The sequence below is a fragment of the Clostridium sp. Cult2 genome, from assembly GCF_021655075.1.
Classification (GTDB): domain Bacteria; phylum Bacillota; class Clostridia; order Tissierellales; family Tepidimicrobiaceae; genus Schnuerera.
In genome coordinates, this window is the sequence record NZ_PPXX01000105.1 from 1 (window position 1) to 20,792 (window position 20,792).

Here is a 20,792-nt window from a genome sequence, read left to right on the forward strand (position 1 = left end):
CCTAGTATGGTTAAAGTAGCTAAGTAAATAATTTTAAGGAGGAATTTATATGGGAAAAATAATTGGTATCGATTTAGGAACCACTAACTCATGTGTAGCTGTTATGGAAGGTGGAGAACCTATTATAATTCCTAATGCAGAAGGGAATAGAACTACACCATCAGTGGTAGCTTTTACTAAGGATGGAGAAAGATTGGTTGGAGAAACTGCTAAAAGACAAGCAATTACAAATCCAGATAGGACAATAACTTCCATTAAAAGAGAGATGGGTAAGGATTATAAAAAGAATATAGATGGTAAGGACTATACTCCGCAAGATATATCTGCTATGATAATGCAAAAAATCAAAATGGATGTAGAAAATTATTTAGGAGAAACTATCACAGATGCAGTAATTACTGTACCAGCATATTTTACAGATAGTCAAAGACAAGCAACTAAGGATGCTGGAAAAATTGCTGGATTAAATGTAAAAAGAATTATAAATGAACCAACAGCTGCAGCTCTTGCTTATGGATTAGATAAAGGCGAAGGGCAAAATAAGATTATGGTTTTTGACTTAGGTGGTGGAACTTTTGACGTTTCCATATTGGAAATAGGTGATGGAGTATTTGAAGTACTATCTACAAGAGGAAACAATCATCTAGGCGGAGACGATTTTGATCAAGCAATAATTGATTATATAGCTGAACAATTCAAAAGGGAGAATGGAGTAGATTTAAGACAAGATAGTATGTCTTTACAAAGATTGAAAGAAGCTGCAGAAAAGGCAAAGAAAGAATTATCATCTGTAGTATCAACTAATATTAATTTACCTTTTGTCACTGCAACGGCTTCTGGTCCATTACATTTGAATATGGATATTACAAGAGCTAAGTTTGACGAATTGACTTCTAATTTAGTAGAGAAAACAATGGAACCAATTAGATTAGCATTAAAAGATGCTGGGCTTTCAGCAGGGGATATAGAAAAAGTACTACTTGTAGGTGGTTCAACGAGAATACCTGCAGTACAAGAGGCTGTTAAAAAATTAATAGGTAAAGATCCACAAAAGGATATAAATCCAGATGAATGTGTAGCTATTGGAGCTGCAATACAAGGTGGAGTTTTAAGTGGAGAGGTTAAGGATTTACTTTTATTAGACGTAACTCCATTATCCTTAGGAATAGAAACTTTAGGTGGAGTAACAACTAGGTTAATTGAAAGGAATACTACTATCCCAACGAAGAAATCTCAAATATTCACTACAGCAGCAGATAATCAAACCTCTGTAGACATTCATGTTTTACAGGGAGAAAGACAAATGGCTAATGACAATATTACTTTAGGTAGATTCCAATTAACTGGTATACCACCTGCACCAAGGGGAGTACCTCAAATAGAAGTAACTTTTGATATAGATGCAAATGGTATTGTTAACGTAAGTGCTAAGGATTTGGGTACAGGTAAAGAGCAAAGAATTACGATTACAGCTTCAACAAATCTATCAGACGATGATATTGATAAAAAGGTTAAAGAAGCAGAAAAATTTGCTGAAGAAGATAAAAAGAAAAAAGAAGAAATAGAGGTTAGGAACAATGCCGATTCAATGGTTTATCAGACAGAGAAAACATTGAAGGACTTGGAAGGAAAAATTTCCAATGATGAAAAATCAAAGGTCGAAGAAAAATTAAATGCATTGAAAAAGGCATTAGAGGGAGATAATATAGAGGAAATTAAGAAGAAAACGGAAGAACTAACTCAAGAATTCTATAATATTTCTCAAAAAATATATGATCAAGCTCAAGGACAAGGCGCTGAACCTGGGGGAGCTGATCATACCAAAGATGATGATGTGGTAGACGCAGATTTTGAAGTCATGGATGATGAATAATTATTTTAAAAATCAAAGCTAAATCTCTTGGATTTAGCTTTGATTTTTGATAAACTATGATAGGAGTAAATAAAGGTTGGTGATATTAGTTGAAAGATTATTATGATATACTCAACGTATCAAAAGATGCCAGTCAAGATGAGATAAAATCTTCCTTTAGAAGGTTAGCAAAAAAATATCATCCTGATTTAAATCCTAATGATAAAGAGGCAGAACAAAAATTTAAAGAGGTTAACGAAGCCTATGAGGTATTAAGCAATCCAGAAAAGAGGAGAAGGTATGATACCTTTGGTCCTGAAGGGGTCAATGGTCAGGCAGGTTATGGTCAAGGGTTTGGTGGCTTTGGAGATATATTTGAGGACATATTTGATATATTCGGTGATGGTTTTGGTCAAACCACCTCTAGAAGAAGAGGTCCTGTTAGAGGAGCTGACTTAAGATATAATTTAAACTTAGAGTTTGAAGAAGCAGTTTTTGGAATAGAAAAAGAAATTCAGATTAGAAAATCCGAATCCTGCAAAACCTGTGATGGTACTGGTGTAAAACCAGGTAGCCAAAAAGAGACTTGTGGAAAATGTAATGGTTCTGGAGAAGTAAGATATGCTCAACAAACTCCTCTTGGCCAATTTGTTAGAGTTGCTACTTGTGACCAATGTGATGGTACAGGAGAAATTATTAAAGAAAAATGTAATACTTGTTCAGGAACGGGAAAGGAAATAAAAACTAAAAAGATTAAAGTAAAAGTACCTGCTGGCGTGAATACAGGTTCAATTATCTCCGTTAGAGGAGAAGGAGAAGCTGGGGATAGAGGTGGTCCATCAGGAGACTTATTTATCTATATAAATGTAAAAGAACATAGTATATTTAACAGAAAAGGAAATGATATATACTTTACAGTTCCCATATCTTTTACTGAGGCTGCTTTAGGAGCAGAGATTGAAATACCAACTCTTGAAGGAAAAGAGCCCTTTTTTATACCAGAGGGCACTCAGACTGGAACCAGATTTAGACTTAAAAACAGAGGAGTTCCTAATGTGAAAGGTATTGGAAAAGGAGATTTGTATTTCCAAGTAGAAGTGAAGGTTCCTAAAAAATTGTCAGAAAAGCAAAAAGAATTATTAAAAGAGTTTGCTAAAGAAAGTGGAGAAATCCATAAAGAGAGTAAAAAAGGATTTTTTGACAAGATGAAAGATGCATTTGGAAACTAGGCAATCACTCAATGAAGGAGTGATTGTTTTTTTAGGATATGGTAATTTCCTTTATTTTAGGGTATAATATTCTGAGATTCAATAAAAGGATGTGAAGGGTTATGAAATGGGTTGAAGTTCAAATCAAAACTACTACTGAGGCGGAAGAGTTGGTAACCAATATAATGTATGATTTGGGGGTTACAGGTTTGGCTATAGAAGATCCCAATGATATTTTAGCTTTTCAGCAATCGGAAGAGAATTGGGATTTTATAGATCCAGAGCTTATAAAACAGGATTATGAAGGAGTAATAATTAAAGCCTACTTCCCAGAAGATAATAATCTTTTAGATAAGATTGAGCTTGTCAGAGATAATATTGAAAGAATTCCCTATGACATAACAGGCAAAAGCTTGGGAGAAGTCACTTTAAAGGAAGTATATGAAAAAGATTGGGCAGAAGCCTGGAAAAAGTATTATAAACCTATAAGAATCGGTGAAAAAATTGTGATAAAGCCAACCTGGGAAGATTATGAAAAAAAGGAAAGTGAAATTATAATTGAACTTGACCCTGGAATGGCCTTTGGGACTGGAACCCATGAAACTACTATGATGTGCATTGAAGCATTAGAAGGGTATGTAAGAAAAGGTCAGGTTGTACTAGATATAGGTTGTGGAAGTGGGATACTCAGCATAGTAGCAGCTAAGCTAGGAGCAGAAAAGGTAATAGGGGTAGATTTAGATGAAATGTGCATTAAGGTCTGCAATGAAAATATTAGATTAAATGGGGTTCAGGACTCTGTTGAAGTAAGAGGAGGAAATTTATTCAATGTAATAAGCGAGAAAGCAGATATTATTGTCTCCAATATTATTGCAGAAGTAATTATTGATATAATAGACCAGATTGAAAATTATCTTTTAGAGGGAGGAATTTTTATTGCTTCAGGGATAATTGTGGAGAAAGTAGATATGGTGGAGAAAAAATTAAGTGAAAATGGGTTTAAAGTTTTAGAAATAAAATATATGGATGAATGGGCACTAATAGTAAGCACTTTGAAATAAGGTGAATATATGAATAGATTTTTCGTATCTAAAAATCAAATAATGGGAAATAAAATTGAAATATTAGGGAAAGATGTTAAACATATCAAGGATGTTTTAAGACTAAAATACAAAGACAAAATAGAAATAGTGTGTGAAGGCAAAAATTATATATGTGAAATATTAGAGATAAATCCTGAAAGTATTATTCTTTCAGTATTAAATATTTTTCAAGGGAAAAATGAACCACCAATTGATGTTGTCCTTTATCAAGGAATTGCTAAAGGGGATAAAATGGATTATATTGTTCAAAAATGTACGGAAATAGGTGTAAAAGAGATATACCCCCTAATTACCAATAGAACTGTTGTTAAAATTAAGGACAGAAAGAAAGAGCAAAAAAAGGTAGATAGATGGAAAGCTATAGCTGAGGAAGCAGCTAAGCAGAGTAAAAGAGATTATATACCTTTAGTTAATAATGTAATTAGCTATAATGAGATGATAGATGTATTAAAAGGGGAAAAAAATATTATAGTTCCTTATGAAAAGGAAGAAGTTCATACGTTAAAAGAAGCATTGAAGGATATTAAATATGGGAAAATTCATATAATAATAGGACCAGAAGGTGGTTTTGAAGAAGAAGAGATAGATACTATTAAAATAATTGGAGGGAAACCAGTAACTTTAGGACCAAGAATATTTAGAACTGAAACTGCAGGTCTTGTAGTGATATCAATTGCTCTATATGAACTTGGAGATTTAGGAGTGAGAATATGAATAAAGTAGCATTCTATACTTTAGGATGTAAGGTAAACCAGTATGAAACTGAAGCTATGGAAGAATTATTTGAAAAAAGAGGTTATGAAATAGTAAACAATAATGAGAAAGCTGATATATATATAATAAATACATGTACAGTTACTAATCTTGGAGATAGAAAATCTAGACAGTTTATTAGAAGGGCAAAAAAGACAAACAAGGATTCAATAATTGTAGCTGTAGGATGTTACTCCCAAGTAGCACCAGAGGAAGTAGAAGAAATAGAAGGTGTAGATATTGTTATAGGTACTACTGATAGAAATAGGATAGTAGATTTGTGTGAAGAAGCTAAATTTAATAATAAGAAAATAAATATTGTAAAAAGCATAAGGGACCATAAAAAATTTGAAAGACTTAATGTAGCTGATTTAAAAGACAAGACTAGAGCTTATATAAAGATTCAGGAAGGATGCAATCAATTTTGTAGTTATTGTATAATTCCCTATGCTAGAGGTCCCATACGTAGTAGAGAATTAGATGACATATTGATTGAATCAAGAAGATTAGCTAATGTGGGATTTAAAGAAATTATACTTACAGGAATTCATGTAACCTCTTATGGGAAAGATTTAAACGATTTAAGATTAATAGATGTTATAGAAGAAATATCTAAAATTGATGGAATAGAAAGAATAAGGTTAAGCTCTATTGAGCCTACTTTTATAGATGAAGAATTTATGCAAAGAGCAGTAAATACAAAAAAACTATGCGACCATTTCCATCTATCACTGCAAAGTGGTAGTGATACTGTACTAAAAAGGATGAATAGAAAGTATACTAGTGAGGAATTTAAAGGTATTGTAAATATTATAAGAGATTATATGCCAAATGCAGGAATTACAACGGATATTATAGTAGGTTTTCCTGGAGAAACTCAGGAAGAATTTGAAGAAACCTATAATTTTGTTAAGAATATTGGATTTTCAAGAATCCATGTATTTAAGTATTCTCCAAGGAAGGGTACTCCTGCAAGCAAATTTAAAAACCAAATTCATGGCAGTATTAAACATCAAAGAAGTGAAAACCTAATTCTATTAGGGGATGAATTAATGAAGGCCTTCAATGAAAAACATATAGGTAAAACTATATATGTACTTTTTGAAGAAGGTGAAAATGGATTTGTAGAAGGTTATACAACCAATTATATTAGAGTAAAAGTAGAGTCTGAAGATGAAATGCAAGGGAAAATATTACCTGTAAAAATTATTGGTAAAGAAAATGATATTTTAATAGGAAAAATAGAGGAATTATAAAATTTTTATAGAATATATTATGTATAAGGTAATAGAGGAGGTGAAAGTATGAGTGATTGCATATTTTGTAAAATAATAAATAAAGAAATACCTTCTGAAATTATATACGAAGACGATAAGGTTATTGCCTTCAAAGATGTTAATCCTCAATCACCTATTCATTTTTTGGTAATACCTAAAGAGCATATAGAATCTTCAAACTATATAGATGATGAGAATTCTAGTTTAATAGGCCATATATTTTTGACTATTAAAGATTTAGCTAAAAAACAAGGAATTGACCAAGATGGTTATAGGATTGTAAATAATTGTGGTGCATTTGGAGGACAGACTGTCTCTCATATCCATTTTCATGTATTAGGAGGGCGTAAGTTTTCATGGCCTCCAGGTTAAATATTAGTTGCAGAATTTCAAAACTTAATGTATAATGATTTAGTATTGAATTCCGATTTCCATAGATAATATGGGAGCACTCTTGCAGTGGAAGAGGGGAGGGAGAAGTCGATGGCAGAAATTAAAGTAGGAGAAAACGAATCTCTAGATAATGCACTGAAAAGATTTAAAAGGCAATGCGCCCGTTCTGGTGTTCTTTCCGAATATAGGAAAAGAGAGCATTATGAAAAGCCAAGTGTAAGGCGTAAGAAAAAATCTGAGGCAGCTAGAAGGAAAAAAGCAAGATATTAATAAGAAGGTGAATTTATTGGCCTTAAAAGAAAAGCTTATGGAAGATTTAAAGACTTCCATGAAAAATAAAGATACTGTTAGGAAAAATACTATTACTATGGTTAGAGCAGCTATTAAACAAATAGAAGTTGATCAACGAATTGAACTAAAGGATGAAAAAATATTAGAAATAATATCTAAACAGTTAAAAGAAAAAAAGAATGCTATTGAGGATTTTAAAAAAGGACAAAGACAAGATTTAGTTGATTTAACTCAAAAAGAAATGGACATTTTACTTGAATATTTACCTAAACAACTTACTAAAGAAGAAATTAAAGAAATTGTTGTTTCAACCATAGCTGAAGTTAATGCAGAATCCATGAAAGATATTGGATTAGTGATGAAATCTGTAATGCCAAAGGTGAAAGGAAAAGCTGATGGCAATACAGTTAATAAAATAGCAAGAGAGATTTTAAAATAGACCTGGAGTTTTACTCCAGGTTTTATGCTATTATGTCTATATAGGACTATTTTATGGCGTAAGGAATATTATAACATATGAAGAGAACATTTATTTTTATTGTATCTACTTTGGGGTAATATTATAATAGAAATAGGGAGGTGAAATTTTGAAAAAAACTAGAATTTTAATTTTGATTTTTTTAATCCTAATATTTCTTAATGGAATTGTTTTTGCAGAGGATTTAGGAGATGTCTATGTGATTCCGGTTAACGGAGAAATCAACAGGGCTACCTATAATTTTTTAAGAAATAAAATAGATGAGATTGTTAAAAACTCTCCAAAGGCAATAATTTTTGAAATAGACACTTATGGAGGATTAATTGATGAGGCAGAAAAGATAAAGAATCTAATAATAAATTTAGATATACCGACCATATCTTTTGTTAATAATAAAGCCGAATCTGCAGGAGTGTTAATTACTATTTCAGGTGAAAAGATTGTTATGGCAGAAAGTTCTACTATTGGCTCTGCAGAAACCATACCAGATACAGAAAAAGTATTGTCTATGTGGAGAAGCTTTTTAAGAGATGTAGCTCAATTTAGAGGAAGGAATCCTGAAATTGTAGAAGCTATGGCTGATCGTGATGTCCATATTGATGGTATTTCTGAAAAAGGAAAATTGCTTAACTTAACAAGCAAAGAGGCATTAAAATATGGAATAGCAGATTTTATATCTAATGACTATGATGAAATTCTTTCTAATTTTAATATTCAATATAGCAATATAGTTAAAGTTGAGGAGAGTATGGAATTAAAAGTAGCTAAAATTTTATCTAGTCCATATATTAGTACTTTATTACTAACCATAGGTTTTGTAGGTTTGGTCATTGAAATATTTACACCTGGGTTTGGAGTTGGAGGTACTATAAGCATAGTTGCTTTTGGTTTATTCTTTGGGGGTAATATTATAGCTGGTAATTCTCAATGGACATCTTTAGCTATATTTGTAACTGGATTAATACTATTAGTTATAGAGGCTATTGTGCCTGGATTTGGCCTACCAGGTATATCTGGTATAATACTAGTCATTTTAGGTACCATATTAGCAATGGGGTCTTTATCAACAGCCCTAATGTCTATAAGTATAGCAATTATTATTACTGCAATAATTACTATGTTGTTGGTAAAATATGGGCATAGAAGTCCATTTCTTGATAAGATAGTATTGACAACCCATCAAAAAGATGAGGAAGGATATTTAAGTTCTTTTACTAAAGATGAATATTTAGGAAAAGAAGGAATTACCATTTCAGAACTTCGCCCTTCAGGGATTATTGAAATAGATGGCAAAAGATTAGATGCACTATCTGATGGAACATTTATACCAAAACAAACTAATATTGAAGTAGTAAGGGTAGAAGGATCAAAAATAATTGTTAGGAGGGTTTAATTTATGCCAGGATCATTTGTGTTTACGATAGGTATTGCTTTATTAATTATTATTTTAGTAATGTTATTCTTCACTTTTATACCTGTTGGATTATGGATTACAGCTTTCTTTTCAGGGGTTAAAATCAGGATTGGTACTTTAATTGGTATGAGATTAAGGAGGGTCATACCTTCAAGAATTGTTAATCCCATGATTAAAGCTACTAAGGCAGGATTGAGTTTAGGGGTAGATAAACTAGAAGCTCATTATCTTGCAGGTGGTAATGTTAACACTCTTGTAGATGCATTGATTGCAGCACAAAGAGCTAATATTCCTTTAGAATTTGAAAGAGCTGCTGCTATAGATTTAGCAGGTAGAAATGTATTAGAAGCGGTACAGGTAAGTGTTAATCCAAAGGTAATAGAAACACCTCAAATTGCAGCAGTTGCTAAAGATGGAATAGAGGTTATTGCTAAGGCTAGAGTTACAGTCAGAGCCAATATTGAACGATTAGTAGGGGGAGCAGGAGAAGAAACCATTATTGCTAGGGTAGGAGAAGGTATTGTTACTACCGTAGGTAGTTCTGGTTCCCATAAGGATGTATTGGAAAATCCAGATTTAATATCTAAAACTGTCCTTGATAAGGGATTAGATTCAGGAACTGCATTTGAAATACTATCTATTGACATTGCAGACGTTGACGTTGGAAGAAATATAGGGGCAAAACTTCAAACAGAACAGGCAGAAGCTGACAAGCGTATAGCTCAGGCTAAAGCAGAAGAAAGAAGAGCTATGGCGGTAGCTAAAGAACAAGAAATGGTGGCAGAAGTTCAAGCTATGAAAGCTAAAGTAGTGGAAGCAGAAGCAGAAGTACCTCTAGCTATAGCTAATGCGTTAAAAGAAGGTAATATGGGATTTATGGATTATTATAACATGAGGAACATATTAGCTGATACAGATATGAGAAGTTCTATATCTAAGATGGCTGAAGAAGAGAAGAATAATGATTAAGGGGGCGAAAAAATGTTCCCAAGAAGCTTTTTGTTTTTTATTTTTTTAATAGTAATGGATATAATTTTAAAAAGTATAAAGGATAAGCAAAAGATTGAAAAGGCAAGGAGTAAAAGAAGAGAACAATTGAGTAGACAACCTGGTGATATGCAATCAACAGTATCGCCATCAAGGGAAAAGAGAAAAAGCATTGAAAAACCTAGGCCAAAATATGAACCAATAAAAGAAAGGGTAGTACCTTTAAAAGATGAAAGAAGGACAGAGGCTCAACCAGTGAATGAAGAAATCTATATTTCTTCCATATATAGACAAGAAATTCAATCGCCTATAGAAAAAAAGGTTAAAGGGAATAAAATAAAAAAGTCAAAAGACCAATTTAAAAATGATATTTTGAAAGGTATAATATATTCTGAAATATTATCTGAGCCTAAAAGCCTCAGAAATATAAGAAAAAGCATATAGGAAGCTATATGCTTTTTCTTTTCTCCCAGTAATACTCATATTATGTTTAGCATAAATTGTTAAGAGGGGGTTTATCAATGAAAAATAAGATGGATAATATTAAATATAATATTTCTGAAGCTTTGGAATTACCTAAGGATGTTGTATTAGACTTGCCTAAGATAACAATAATTGGAAATATTCAGCTTAATATTTCCAATCATAAAGGCATCATAGAATATACACAAGAAACCCTCAGAATTAACTCTAGTATAGGAATAGTAAAAGTATCTGGGAAGGATATGGAGTTGAAAACCATACTTTCTGAAGAGATTATTGTTAAAGGAAATATTGAAAAAATAGAGATATACTCTTAGGGAGTGTTATTATGGAAGTTATTAAAGCATGGAATTTTTTAAAAGGATATGTTATTATTAAGGTTGAAGGGCTGACCTTAGAAAGGTTTTTAAATCTAGCTGCAACTAAGGATATATATCTTTGGGACATTAATAGAGTAGGATATACAGTTTTAGAAATGAAGGCTACTATTGAAGGCTTTAAAGCTTTAAAAGAAATAGTTAAAAAAGTAGGTTGTAGAGTAGAAATAATAGAAAAAAAAGGACTACCCTTTATTATGTATAGGCTAAAATATAGGAAGATGCTTGCTTTTGGATTTGTTATTTTTTTTGGAATAATTATTTTTTTATCCTCTTTAATATGGGATATTGAAATCATAGGAAATGAAAAGGTAAGAACAGAAGATATTATGAAAATTTTAGAAAAAGAGAATATAAAAAATGGTATAATTAAGTATAAAATAGATAAAGATTATACAAAGCATCTATTGCTAAATGAATTCGATACCTTTTCTTTTTTGTCTATTGAAATTAAAGGAACAAAGTTGATAATTGAGATAAAAGAGCAGGATTTACCTCCAGAAAAAATTGATATGGATACACCCTGTAATGTAGTAGCAACAAAAAAAGGAGTAATAGTTAAGGCTATTGCTAGGAATGGAAAAGCAGTAGTGAGAAAAGGAGACGTAGTAAAAAAAGGACAAATTCTAATATCTGGGTTAATTTCTGATGAATATTCAGAAGAACAGATATTTGTTCATGCTGATGGAGAAGTTCTAGCAACAACTGTATATACTTATAGGATAGATGAACCAATAATAAAGACTATAAAAGAAGAAACTGGCAGAGTGCATGAAAGACGAGAAATAAAATTTAGACAAAAAGGAATTCAATTTACTAAAGGTGAAATTCCCTATAAGGAGTATATTGAAGAAGTAAGGGAAGTTAAATTAATTAAAATTGATATAGATTTACCAATCAAAATGTTTATCCATCAGTATAAGGAAGTAGAAACAAAAGAAATAAAACAAAACATGGATTTTATAAAACAGTCTACCTATATTAAAGCGGTAAAAGAATTAAACAAACAGTTGCCCAAAACTGCTCAAATAGAGTCTAAGGATGTAAAGTACTATATTAAAGATGATATACTTTCAACTTATGTCATTATGGAAGTTGTTGAAGATATTGGAGAAAAAATAATTATTAACAGAAATTAAAGGGAGGATAAAGCTTGGCAAAAGTAGAACAAGAAAAACAAATATTTATTGAGGATAATCAGCTTATATCTCAATTATTTGGAAAGCTTGACGAAAATATTAAAATAATTGAGAAAGAATTAGGCGTGAAGGTCATTTTAAGAGATGGCAATATTGTAATAAAAGGGGATAAGCTTTCAGCTGAATTAGGAGAAAGGTTGATATATAAATTAGCAGAGATAATAAAGAGTCAAAAAATGCTAACTAAACAAGAATTAAGATATACTATCCAGTTAATACTTGAAGGAAAAGAGGAAAGGGTTAAAGATTTACTACAAGATGTAGTGTGTATAACTGCATCAGGTAAAAGTATAAAACCTAAAACATTAGGGCAGAAAAGATATGTAGATGGGATTAAAAATAATGATATAGTATTTGGTATAGGCCCTGCTGGTACGGGTAAAACTTATTTGGCAATGGCAATGGCAGTAAATGCATTTAAGAATAAAGAAGTAAATAGGATAATTTTAACTAGACCTGCTGTAGAAGCAGGAGAAAGTTTAGGATTTTTGCCTGGAGATTTACAAGAGAAGGTTGACCCGTATCTTAGACCAATATATGATGCATTATTTGATATATTAGGTTCTGAAAGCTATTTAAAATTAATGGAAAAAAATTTAATAGAAGTAGCACCTTTAGCATATATGAGGGGGAGAACCTTAGATTCTGCTTATGTAATACTAGATGAAGCTCAAAATACTACTAATGAACAGATGAAAATGTTTTTAACTAGATTAGGATTTGGTTCAAAAGCTATAATAACTGGAGACATTACTCAAATTGATTTATCCAGAGGTAGAACTTCAGGCTTAGTAACCGTATCAAAGATACTTTCAAATGTGGAAGGAATCGATTTTGTATACCTGTCAAAATATGATATAGTTAGACACCCGCTGGTTCAAAAAATAATTGAAGCCTATGAAAAGTATGAAAAAGTAGGTAAGTAAGGGGGAAATCCCATATGATGAAAAGGTCAAAGGAAATCAATGAAAAAAACTTTAAGACTCCAGTTTGGGACATAAGAAAGAATAAACTGTTTTTAAATTTTTTATTAATATTAATCTTCACAATAATCCTTTTTTTTATTACTATTCAAAAAGTGGAAACAAAAAGGATTAATGTGAAGATTGGTGATGCTGCACCATTGGAGATTAGGGCGACTAAAGATATTGTTGATAAGCAAGCTACTGAACAGTTGGAAAAGGAAGCGGCTAATAGAGTAGAGCCTAGATATAGAATTAGTCCATCGGTTCAAATGACCATGAAAACAACTATGAAAGAATTTTTTGACATGGTGAGAGAACTACAATTAGATGAGAGTGTTGGTATAGGTAAAAAGACGGATATATTGGTAGAAGAATCTAGAATTCCCCTATCACGAAATGAACATCAAACAGCTTTAAGAATGGAATCTAATGAATTAAATAGTTTTGAAAATTTAATCAGTGATTTAACAAACCAAATAATGGGGGCTGGTATTAAGGAAGAAGATTTAGAATATGAGAAAGAAAATGTTGTTAAGATATTTGAGTCTATCGAAATCAGTGATAGTAGAAAAGAATTAGGTATTTCCCTAATAAATAATACAATTCAACCAAATAAATTCATTGATGAAGAAGCAACCCAGCGTAGAATAGATGAAGAAGTAGAAAAAATAGAGCCAGTAATAATTAAAGAGCATCAAGTGATTGTAAGAAAAGGGGATATAATTGACAGTAATGTATTAAATATAATAAAAGAATTAGGTATTTTAAAAGAGAAAGAAGGATATGATAGAAGAACTGTATTAGGGATTATAACATTAATAATATTATTAGAAATAGTTGTTTTTGGATATATATTCCATTTCAATTCAGAGTTAATGGATGGAAATAGACTATTGATTTTGCTTATAATAGTAACTGCTTTAATTTTAATTTCTCAAGGAATATACAATATATCACCATTTATAATGCCAGTGTCTGCAGGAGCGTTGCTTATAGCTATCCTATTAGATATAAGGCTATCCTTAATAGTAAATATCTTCTTAGTTTTTATTTTGAGTTTTATATTGAAGTTAGACGATACTCTAATGACAATGTATTTAATAAGTGGAAGTATTGGTGCTTTTTTAGTAATAAGACAGCATCAAAGGTATAATATTTTAATAAATGGTTTGTTAATTGGAGTTTCGAATTTACTAACCATATTATCCTTTGGACTTATTAAAAAATTGGAATTGATGGATATTTTAATTAAAGGTGGATATGGCCTAATGAATGGAATGTTTTGTGCAGTTTTAACCATAGGGACTTTGCCCCTTTGGGAAAATGTATTTGAAGTACTAACTCCTTTAAAATTACTAGAGTTGTCGAACCCAAATCAACCTTTACTAAAAAGATTATTAATAGAAGCTCCAGGAACTTATCACCATAGTATAATAGTAGGGAATTTAAGTGAAAGAGCTGCAGAAGTCATAGGAGCTGATCCTCTAATTTCTAGGGTAGGTGCTTACTATCATGATATAGGAAAACTAAGTAGACCCTACTTTTTTAAGGAAAATCAATTAGGTTCGGACAACCCTCATGATAAATTAAAACCTAGTATGAGTACTTTAATAATTACCAATCATGCAAAAGATGGAATTGCATTAGGGAAGAAAAATAAATTGCCAAAGGAAATAATTGATATAATTGCTCAGCATCATGGAGATACAGTGGTTTCATATTTTTATCATAAAGCAAAACAAAATGAATCGTTAGAACCTAAAATAGAAGATTTTAGGTATTTAGGACCTAAACCTCAAACGAAAGAAGCTGCCATAGTTATGCTAGCAGATTCAACGGAAGCCGCAGTAAGGTCTATCAAAGAGCCTACTAAAAAGAATATAGAAGAGATGATAAGAAACATAATAAGAGGGAAATTAGAAGATGGTCAATTAGAGGAATGTGATTTAACTTTAAAGAGTTTAAATGATATAGCCAATGCCTTTTCATCAGTCATGATGGGTATTTTTCATGAAAGGATAGAATATCCTAATTCAGATTTGGTTAAGAAAAAAGGAGATGCTTAAAATTATGGAACTGTATATAGATGATAGACAAGATAAGGTAAAATTGACTAAGGATATTTTTGTTGCAGTGGAAAATGCAATTAAGGAGTCTTTACTATTAGAAGGTAAATCCTTAGACTTTGAAATTAGTCTTACTTTTGTTGATAATGAACAGATTAGAGAATTAAATAGAGAATATAGAAAAGTAGATATGGAAACAGATGTACTGTCTTTTCCATTGGAACAGGATGAGTTTTTAATTCCAATACCAATGTTAGGGGATATCATAATATCTGCTGAAAAAGCATTGGAACAGTCTATTGAATATGGGCATTCACTTATTAGAGAAATATCTTATTTAACAGTTCATAGCATGCTACATTTACTAGGGTATGATCATATGAATGAAAGTGATAAACCGATTATGCGTAATAAAGAAAAAGAGATAATGAAAAAACTAAAGATATTTAAAAATGGAGGGGAAGATTAGCCTTAATATGAAATCAAAAAGTTTAATAGAAAGTTTCAATTATGCCGTATCTGGGATTATATACACGTTGAAAACAGAAAGGAATATGAGAGTTCATTTTATTATAACTACTATTGTAATAATACTAAGCCTTTTTTTTGACTTTACTAGATTAGAATTATTGATGCTTTTTTTTTCCATAGCTTTGGTGTTAATTGCAGAAATGATAAATACAGCAATAGAAAAAACCGTTGATTTAATAACGGAAGAATTTCATCCATTAGCTCGTTTGGCAAAAGATATTGCTGCAGGGGGAGTACTAATATCTGCTCTTAACTCATTAGTAGTAGGGTATTTACTTTTTTTTGATAGACTTAATCCATTAACTAATATAGTATTGTTTAAAATAAAAAAGTCTCCCATTTATTTAACATTTGTCGCATTGGTATTAGTTGTATTATTTACTATAGCTTTGAAGACAAAATATCATAAGGGAAGGGGTACACCTTTCCAAGGTGGCACTGTAAGTGGACATGCAGCCGTATCTTTCTGTATAGCTACTATAATAGCTTTTATAGCAAATAATATACTAGTATCTACCCTTTCCTACTTTATGGCTATTTTGGTGGGTGAAAGTAGGATAGAAGGTAAGATACATAGTTTAATGGAAGTTATTCTCGGAGCTCTATTAGGTATTATAGTTGGAATATTAGTTTTTCAAATAATTGGATAATGAGGTAATGCCATGAAGACTAAAAAAAATCTTATTTATTTAACTATTTTATTTATTTTGTTATTAGCTGGGTGTAAAAAAGAAAATGTTAGAGATATAGAAGATGAAATCATAAAAGAAGGAGAAAATATAAAGGAAGAAAATATTGTGGAAGAAATAGTCGTGAAGGAAGGAGTGCCATCCCCTTTAAGCGGTCTATACGCTTCTGAGGACAAAGTCAACAGAAGACCTATAGTTGTAATGTATGATAATCATCCTAATGCAAGATGGCAAGCAGGATTGTCTCAGGCAGAGATAGTTTATGAATTTATGGTAGAAGCACCCTATACTAGATATATGGCTTTGTTTTTAATAAATGACCCCGAGTCTATAGGTCCTATTAGGTCTTCAAGACCTTATTTTATTACAACGCTATTAGAATATGATCCTGTATATGTAAGGGTTGGTGGGAGTGTGCAAGCTAAACGGGATATAATTAATTTGAGAATAGCAGATATTGATGGACTTTCCTGTTCAAATAAAGTATTATGGAAGAACAAGGAAGTTAATAAGAAGGCACCTCATAATACTTATACTAGTATGGAAGTTATTAGAAGAACTCAAAGGGAAAAAGGTTATAAAGAAACTGGAAACTATAAAGGTTTTAAATTTAATGAAGTAGATGCAGATATAGAAGGATTTTCAGCAGGAAAGATTTTATTAAATTATTATAAAAATAATACTAGTCTATACATATATAACCCAGATGAGAGGGTATATTACCGACAAAAAGATGGGGCTGTCCATATAGATGAATTTGATAATTCTCCTATTATTGTAAAGAATATTATTATACAAGAAGCTAAGACTAAAATAATAGATAATGAAGGTAGACTTTCAATAGATTTAGTTGGTGAAGGCAAGGGTAAATATATTACCAATGGAAAAGGTATAAATATTAGTTGGCTAAAAAAATCCAGAGAGGATAAAACATATTTTTATGATGAATTAGGTAAAGAAATAATATTAAATCCTGGAGTAACTTGGATTCAAGTAGTAAATACGAATCCAGATATAAATATTGAATGATATAAAAGTATATAAGGAGCGGTTTTAATGGATAAAAGAGGTTTAATAAAGAAAGCTTTAGAAGCACAGAAAAAAGCATATGTTCCCTACTCGAAATTTAGAGTAGGTGCAGCTTTATTAACAGAAGATGGTGAAGTTTATACAGGATGTAATATTGAGATAGCTTCTTATTCCCCCACTTTATGCGCTGAAAGGACTGCTATATTTAAGGCAGTATCTGAAGGCCATAAGAAGATTAAAACCATTGCAATAGTAGGTGATTCTGATTTTACCTACCCTTGTGGTGTATGTAGACAGGTAATTAGAGAGTTTGGGAAAGAGGCAACTATTATAATTGCTAATTCAGAAGAAGATTATAAGGAATATAAATTAGATGAGTTGTTACCTCATAGTTTTGGACCAGAAGATTTGGATGAAAAGAAGCAGGAGTGATGAAATGTATAAATCTGGTTTTGTTTCAGTGATAGGTAGACCTAATGTTGGGAAATCAACACTATTAAATTATATAATTGGTGAAAAGATATCTATAATATCTGATAAACCTCAAACTACTAGAAATAAAATTCAATTAGTATATACTGAACCAAAATTTCAAATTATATTTTTGGATACACCTGGTATTCAAATGCCCAGAAATAAACTAGGGGAGTATATGCTAAAAATCTCTAAGGAGACTTTAGAGGAAGTGGATATAGTTACGTTTATGGTTGATGAGAGCTCAGAAACTGGGAAACTAGACAATTATATCTTAGAAGAATTAAAGGGAATAAAAACCCCAATAATATTATTAATAAATAAAACTGATAAGATTAGTAAGGAAGAAACCAACCAATTGATTCTAAAATATAAGAAATTGGATATGTTTGATGAAATTATTCCAATATCAGCAATAGATGGAGAAAATATCAGCGCCTATATAAAAACCTTAAAAGAATGGTTACCAGAAGGACCACAATATTTTCCAGAGGATATGATTACGGACCAGCCAGAAAGGTTTATTATATCTGAAATAATAAGAGAAAAAGCATTGGAAAATTTGCAAGAAGAAGTGCCCCATGGAGTTTTTGTTGCTATTCAAGAGGTTAAGGCTAGAGAAGATAAAGATTTAATAGATGTTCATGCTACTATTTATTGTGAAAAGGAATCCCATAAAGGCATTATCATTGGTAAAGGTGGAAAGATGCTAAAAACAATTGGGAAAAATGCAAGAATAGATGTGGAAAAACTACTAGGTAGTCAGGTAAATTTACAACTATGGGTAAAAGTTGAAAAAAATTGGAGGGAAAAGGAAAATAAACTAAGATATTTTGGTTATAATTAGGAAGGTAGTAATAAATATGTATACGAAAACGGAAGGAATAGTTTTAAAGGAATTTCGATTTAGAGATACTAGTAAAATATTGACAATATTTACAAGAAGACATGGGAAAATTCATTCTATGGCAAGGGGAGCCTATAGGCCAAAAAGCAAATTAATTGCTAATACTCAGCCCTTTTCCTATAATGATTATTATCTTTTTAAAGGAAGGAACTTCTATTATATTAATCAAGCGGATATAATAGATTCCTTTTATTCAATTAGGGAAAATATCCATAGGATGATGTATGGTTCATATCTATTGGAATTAGTTGATTTATCCATATTAGAAGAAGAGGAAAATGAGAAATTATTCCTACTACTAATCAAAGGTTTGAAGATTTTGTCTAAGCTAGATAAAGATTATAATAAATTTATATTAGCTTATGAGTTAAAATATATTTCATTTTTAGGTTATAAGCCTTCTTTAGATGGTTGTGTAATATGTGGTAGAAAAAATTTTGAAAATCCTAAATTTAGTATAGATAAAGGAGGAATAATTTGTCCCAATTGTTCAACCATTGAGCCTTACTGTGAAAATATGGATATATACATGAGTAAAGCAATGAAAGCCTTGCTATATACACCTTTGGATAAACTGTCTTCTATAAAAATTCCTAAAGATACTACGTTTAAATTACACGAGATTATGGTAAAATACATATTAAATAAAATAGAAAGAAATCAATTCAATTCTTTAAATATTTTAAAATCAATGAAAAAAAACGGAGGCGAATAAAATGGGTATTTCTCTAGAAAAAGTTGATATGGTAGTAGATAGAACAGGTGTAACTTTTGCAGAAGCTAAGGAGGCTTTAGAAAAGACTGATGGCGATGTGGTTGATGCAATAATATTAATAGAAAAAAGTCGAACTTCCTGGTCAGATGATATGGCAGATAAAAGTCAGCAGATGATTGATAAAGTAAAAGAAATACTTAGGAAAGGGAATGTAACCAAGATTACTGTGAAAAAAGATGAAGAAATATTGATGAATATACCAGTTACAGCAGCTGCTTTAGGAAGTATCATATCTGCACCTTTAGCTTTAATAGGATTAGGTAGTGCTATAATATCAAAATGTACAATTGAAGTTTTAAAGGAGGATGGAGAGATAATCAATATTAATAATTTAGTATCAAAAAATATCAATATCAATAGGGATGATTTCAATAACCAATAAGTTAACATATTGACAATTTGGTGATTTTTTGCTAGATTATTATCTGTATAGAGTATTTTAATAAAGTATGCAATGAAGAAGAAGGAAGTCAGTATCTATTTGAAAGCGAGCTAGAGAGGGTGAAAGTCTAGCATAATGATATTGATAAGGCACTTCTGAGCATATTTAAGAGAGAATACCACTAGGTATTAAGTAGGGTGGAACCGCGGAAGTAACCTTTCGTCCCTATAGGGATGTAAAGGTTTTTTATTCGTTTAAATAAGGAAATGAGGAGGTTTAGCCATGTATTTTCAGGATTTAATGCTAAAATTATTGGAATTTTGGGGGAGCAAAGGATGTATAATATTAGAACCATATGATGTAGAAAAAGGTGCAGGGACAATGAGTCCTCACACATTTTTGCGAGCTTTGGGACCTGAACCCTGGAAAGTAGTATATGTAGAGCCATCAAGAAGGCCAGCGGATGCTAGATACGGGGAAAACCCCCATAGAGTATATCAGCATCACCAACTTCAAGTTATTTTAAAACCATCACCAGATGATGTACAGGATATCTATTTAGATAGTTTAAGAGCAATAGGGATAGACCCTTTAAAGCATGATATTAGATTTGTAGAAGACAATTGGGAAGCTCCTACATTAGGTGCTTGGGGATTAGGTTGGGAAGTATGGCTAGATGGTATGGAGATTACTCAATTCACCTATTTCCAACAGGTAGGTAGCATAAACTGCCATCTAGAATCAGCAGAACTAACTTATGGTTTAGAAAGAATAGCTATGTATCTTCAAGATGTAGATAATATTTTTCAAGTAAAATGGAATAAAGACATTACCTATGGGGATATATTTAAAAATCCAGAATATGAACATTCTGTATATAGTTTTGAAAAAGCCAATATAGAAACATTAAAACAATTGTTTAATATATACGAGGAAGAAGCTAATAATACTATAGAGGAAGGATTGGTAGTTCCAAGTTATGATTATGTTTTGAAATGTTCTCATACCTTTAATGTATTGGATGCAAGGGGAGCTATAAGTGTAACTGAAAGAACTCACTATATTAGTAGAGTAAGAAATCTTGCTAAGCTAGTTGCGTCTAAATACATAGAACAAAGAGAAAAATTAGGATATCCTCTACAAAAGGAGGGGAAGTAAA

23 protein-coding genes are annotated in these 20,792 nt (G+C 31.2%); all 23 read left to right on the forward strand.

Features of this window, described 5'->3' with window-relative positions; translation table 11 throughout:
• The first annotated feature begins 49 nt into the window (after window positions 1-49).
• The 23 genes from dnaK (at window position 50) to glyQ (ending at window position 20,791) form a co-directional block, all read left to right on the forward strand.
• The gene (gene dnaK, locus C3E90_RS11685) at window positions 50-1,873 is read left to right on the forward strand and encodes a molecular chaperone DnaK (protein ID WP_236915853.1); all 1,824 of its coding nucleotides are present in this window, start codon (window positions 50-52) and stop codon (window positions 1,871-1,873) included.
• An 89-nt stretch (window positions 1,874-1,962) separates the two neighbouring features.
• Window positions 1,963-3,081: a molecular chaperone DnaJ gene (gene dnaJ, locus C3E90_RS11690; protein WP_236915854.1), complete on the forward strand. Its 1,119-nt coding sequence runs from the start codon at window positions 1,963-1,965 to the stop codon at window positions 3,079-3,081.
• Window positions 3,082-3,182: 101 nt separating this feature from the next.
• Entirely contained in the window at window positions 3,183-4,121 is a 939-nt protein-coding gene (gene prmA / locus C3E90_RS11695; protein WP_236915855.1) for a 50S ribosomal protein L11 methyltransferase, read from the forward strand.
• A gap of 9 nt (window positions 4,122-4,130) precedes the next feature.
• Window positions 4,131-4,877: a 16S rRNA (uracil(1498)-N(3))-methyltransferase gene (locus C3E90_RS11700; protein WP_236915856.1), complete on the forward strand. Its 747-nt coding sequence runs from the start codon at window positions 4,131-4,133 to the stop codon at window positions 4,875-4,877.
• Window positions 4,874-6,172, forward strand: a complete 1,299-nt coding sequence (gene mtaB, locus C3E90_RS11705) for a tRNA (N(6)-L-threonylcarbamoyladenosine(37)-C(2))-methylthiotransferase MtaB (RefSeq protein WP_236915857.1) — start codon at window positions 4,874-4,876, stop codon at window positions 6,170-6,172. The genes C3E90_RS11700 and mtaB overlap by 4 nt, the downstream gene beginning before the upstream one ends.
• Before the next feature lie 48 nt (window positions 6,173-6,220).
• Window positions 6,221-6,565, forward strand: coding sequence for a histidine triad nucleotide-binding protein (locus C3E90_RS11710; protein ID WP_236915858.1), 345 nt, complete (start codon window positions 6,221-6,223; stop codon window positions 6,563-6,565).
• 111 nt (window positions 6,566-6,676) lie between these two features.
• Window positions 6,677-6,856 carry a 30S ribosomal protein S21 gene (gene rpsU / locus C3E90_RS11715; protein WP_236915859.1) on the forward strand — a complete coding sequence of 60 codons (180 nt, stop codon included), beginning with the start codon at window positions 6,677-6,679 and terminating at the stop codon, window positions 6,854-6,856.
• Between the two features lie 7 nt (window positions 6,857-6,863).
• Window positions 6,864-7,316 carry a GatB/YqeY domain-containing protein gene (locus tag C3E90_RS11720; protein WP_336513038.1) on the forward strand — a complete coding sequence of 151 codons (453 nt, stop codon included), beginning with the start codon at window positions 6,864-6,866 and terminating at the stop codon, window positions 7,314-7,316.
• 148 nt (window positions 7,317-7,464) lie between these two features.
• A complete protein-coding gene (locus C3E90_RS11725; protein WP_236915861.1) occupies window positions 7,465-8,748 on the forward strand; it encodes an NfeD family protein in 1,284 nt (427 codons plus the stop codon).
• A gap of 3 nt (window positions 8,749-8,751) precedes the next feature.
• The gene (floA, locus tag C3E90_RS11730) at window positions 8,752-9,738 is read left to right on the forward strand and encodes a flotillin-like protein FloA (protein ID WP_236915862.1); all 987 of its coding nucleotides are present in this window, start codon (window positions 8,752-8,754) and stop codon (window positions 9,736-9,738) included.
• A 12-nt stretch (window positions 9,739-9,750) separates the two neighbouring features.
• Window positions 9,751-10,200, forward strand: a complete 450-nt coding sequence (locus C3E90_RS11735) for a hypothetical protein (protein ID WP_236915863.1) — start codon at window positions 9,751-9,753, stop codon at window positions 10,198-10,200.
• A 77-nt stretch (window positions 10,201-10,277) separates the two neighbouring features.
• Complete coding sequence (gene yqfC, locus C3E90_RS11740; protein WP_236915864.1) at window positions 10,278-10,556, forward strand: sporulation protein YqfC; 279 nt, start codon at window positions 10,278-10,280, stop codon at window positions 10,554-10,556.
• A gap of 11 nt (window positions 10,557-10,567) precedes the next feature.
• On the forward strand, window positions 10,568-11,755 hold the full coding sequence (gene yqfD, locus C3E90_RS11745; RefSeq protein WP_236915865.1) for a sporulation protein YqfD: 1,188 nt from the start codon (window positions 10,568-10,570) through the stop codon (window positions 11,753-11,755).
• Between the two features lie 14 nt (window positions 11,756-11,769).
• Window positions 11,770-12,741 (forward strand): PhoH family protein, encoded by a 972-nt coding sequence (locus tag C3E90_RS11750; protein WP_236915866.1) that lies wholly within the window; start codon window positions 11,770-11,772, stop codon window positions 12,739-12,741.
• Window positions 12,742-12,755: 14 nt separating this feature from the next.
• Window positions 12,756-14,846 carry an HD family phosphohydrolase gene (locus C3E90_RS11755; protein ID WP_236915867.1) on the forward strand — a complete coding sequence of 697 codons (2,091 nt, stop codon included), beginning with the start codon at window positions 12,756-12,758 and terminating at the stop codon, window positions 14,844-14,846.
• Between the two features lie 4 nt (window positions 14,847-14,850).
• Window positions 14,851-15,315, forward strand: coding sequence for an rRNA maturation RNase YbeY (ybeY, locus tag C3E90_RS11760; protein WP_236915868.1), 465 nt, complete (start codon window positions 14,851-14,853; stop codon window positions 15,313-15,315).
• A gap of 7 nt (window positions 15,316-15,322) precedes the next feature.
• On the forward strand, window positions 15,323-16,027 hold the full coding sequence (locus C3E90_RS11765) for a diacylglycerol kinase (protein WP_236915869.1): 705 nt from the start codon (window positions 15,323-15,325) through the stop codon (window positions 16,025-16,027).
• 12 nt (window positions 16,028-16,039) lie between these two features.
• The gene (locus tag C3E90_RS11770; protein ID WP_236915870.1) at window positions 16,040-17,095 is read left to right on the forward strand and encodes a DUF3048 domain-containing protein; all 1,056 of its coding nucleotides are present in this window, start codon (window positions 16,040-16,042) and stop codon (window positions 17,093-17,095) included.
• Window positions 17,096-17,122: 27 nt separating this feature from the next.
• Window positions 17,123-17,527, forward strand: a complete 405-nt coding sequence (locus C3E90_RS11775) for a cytidine deaminase (RefSeq protein WP_236915871.1) — start codon at window positions 17,123-17,125, stop codon at window positions 17,525-17,527.
• Between the two features lie 4 nt (window positions 17,528-17,531).
• Entirely contained in the window at window positions 17,532-18,416 is an 885-nt protein-coding gene (gene era, locus C3E90_RS11780; RefSeq protein WP_236915872.1) for a GTPase Era, read from the forward strand.
• Window positions 18,417-18,432: 16 nt separating this feature from the next.
• A complete protein-coding gene (gene recO, locus C3E90_RS11785; protein ID WP_236915873.1) occupies window positions 18,433-19,191 on the forward strand; it encodes a DNA repair protein RecO in 759 nt (252 codons plus the stop codon).
• Window position 19,192: 1 nt separating this feature from the next.
• Window positions 19,193-19,633 carry a DUF4342 domain-containing protein gene (locus C3E90_RS11790; RefSeq protein ID WP_236915874.1) on the forward strand — a complete coding sequence of 147 codons (441 nt, stop codon included), beginning with the start codon at window positions 19,193-19,195 and terminating at the stop codon, window positions 19,631-19,633.
• Window positions 19,634-19,915: 282 nt separating this feature from the next.
• Window positions 19,916-20,791: a glycine--tRNA ligase subunit alpha gene (gene glyQ, locus C3E90_RS11795; protein ID WP_236915875.1), complete on the forward strand. Its 876-nt coding sequence runs from the start codon at window positions 19,916-19,918 to the stop codon at window positions 20,789-20,791.
• Window position 20,792 lies beyond the last annotated feature (1 nt).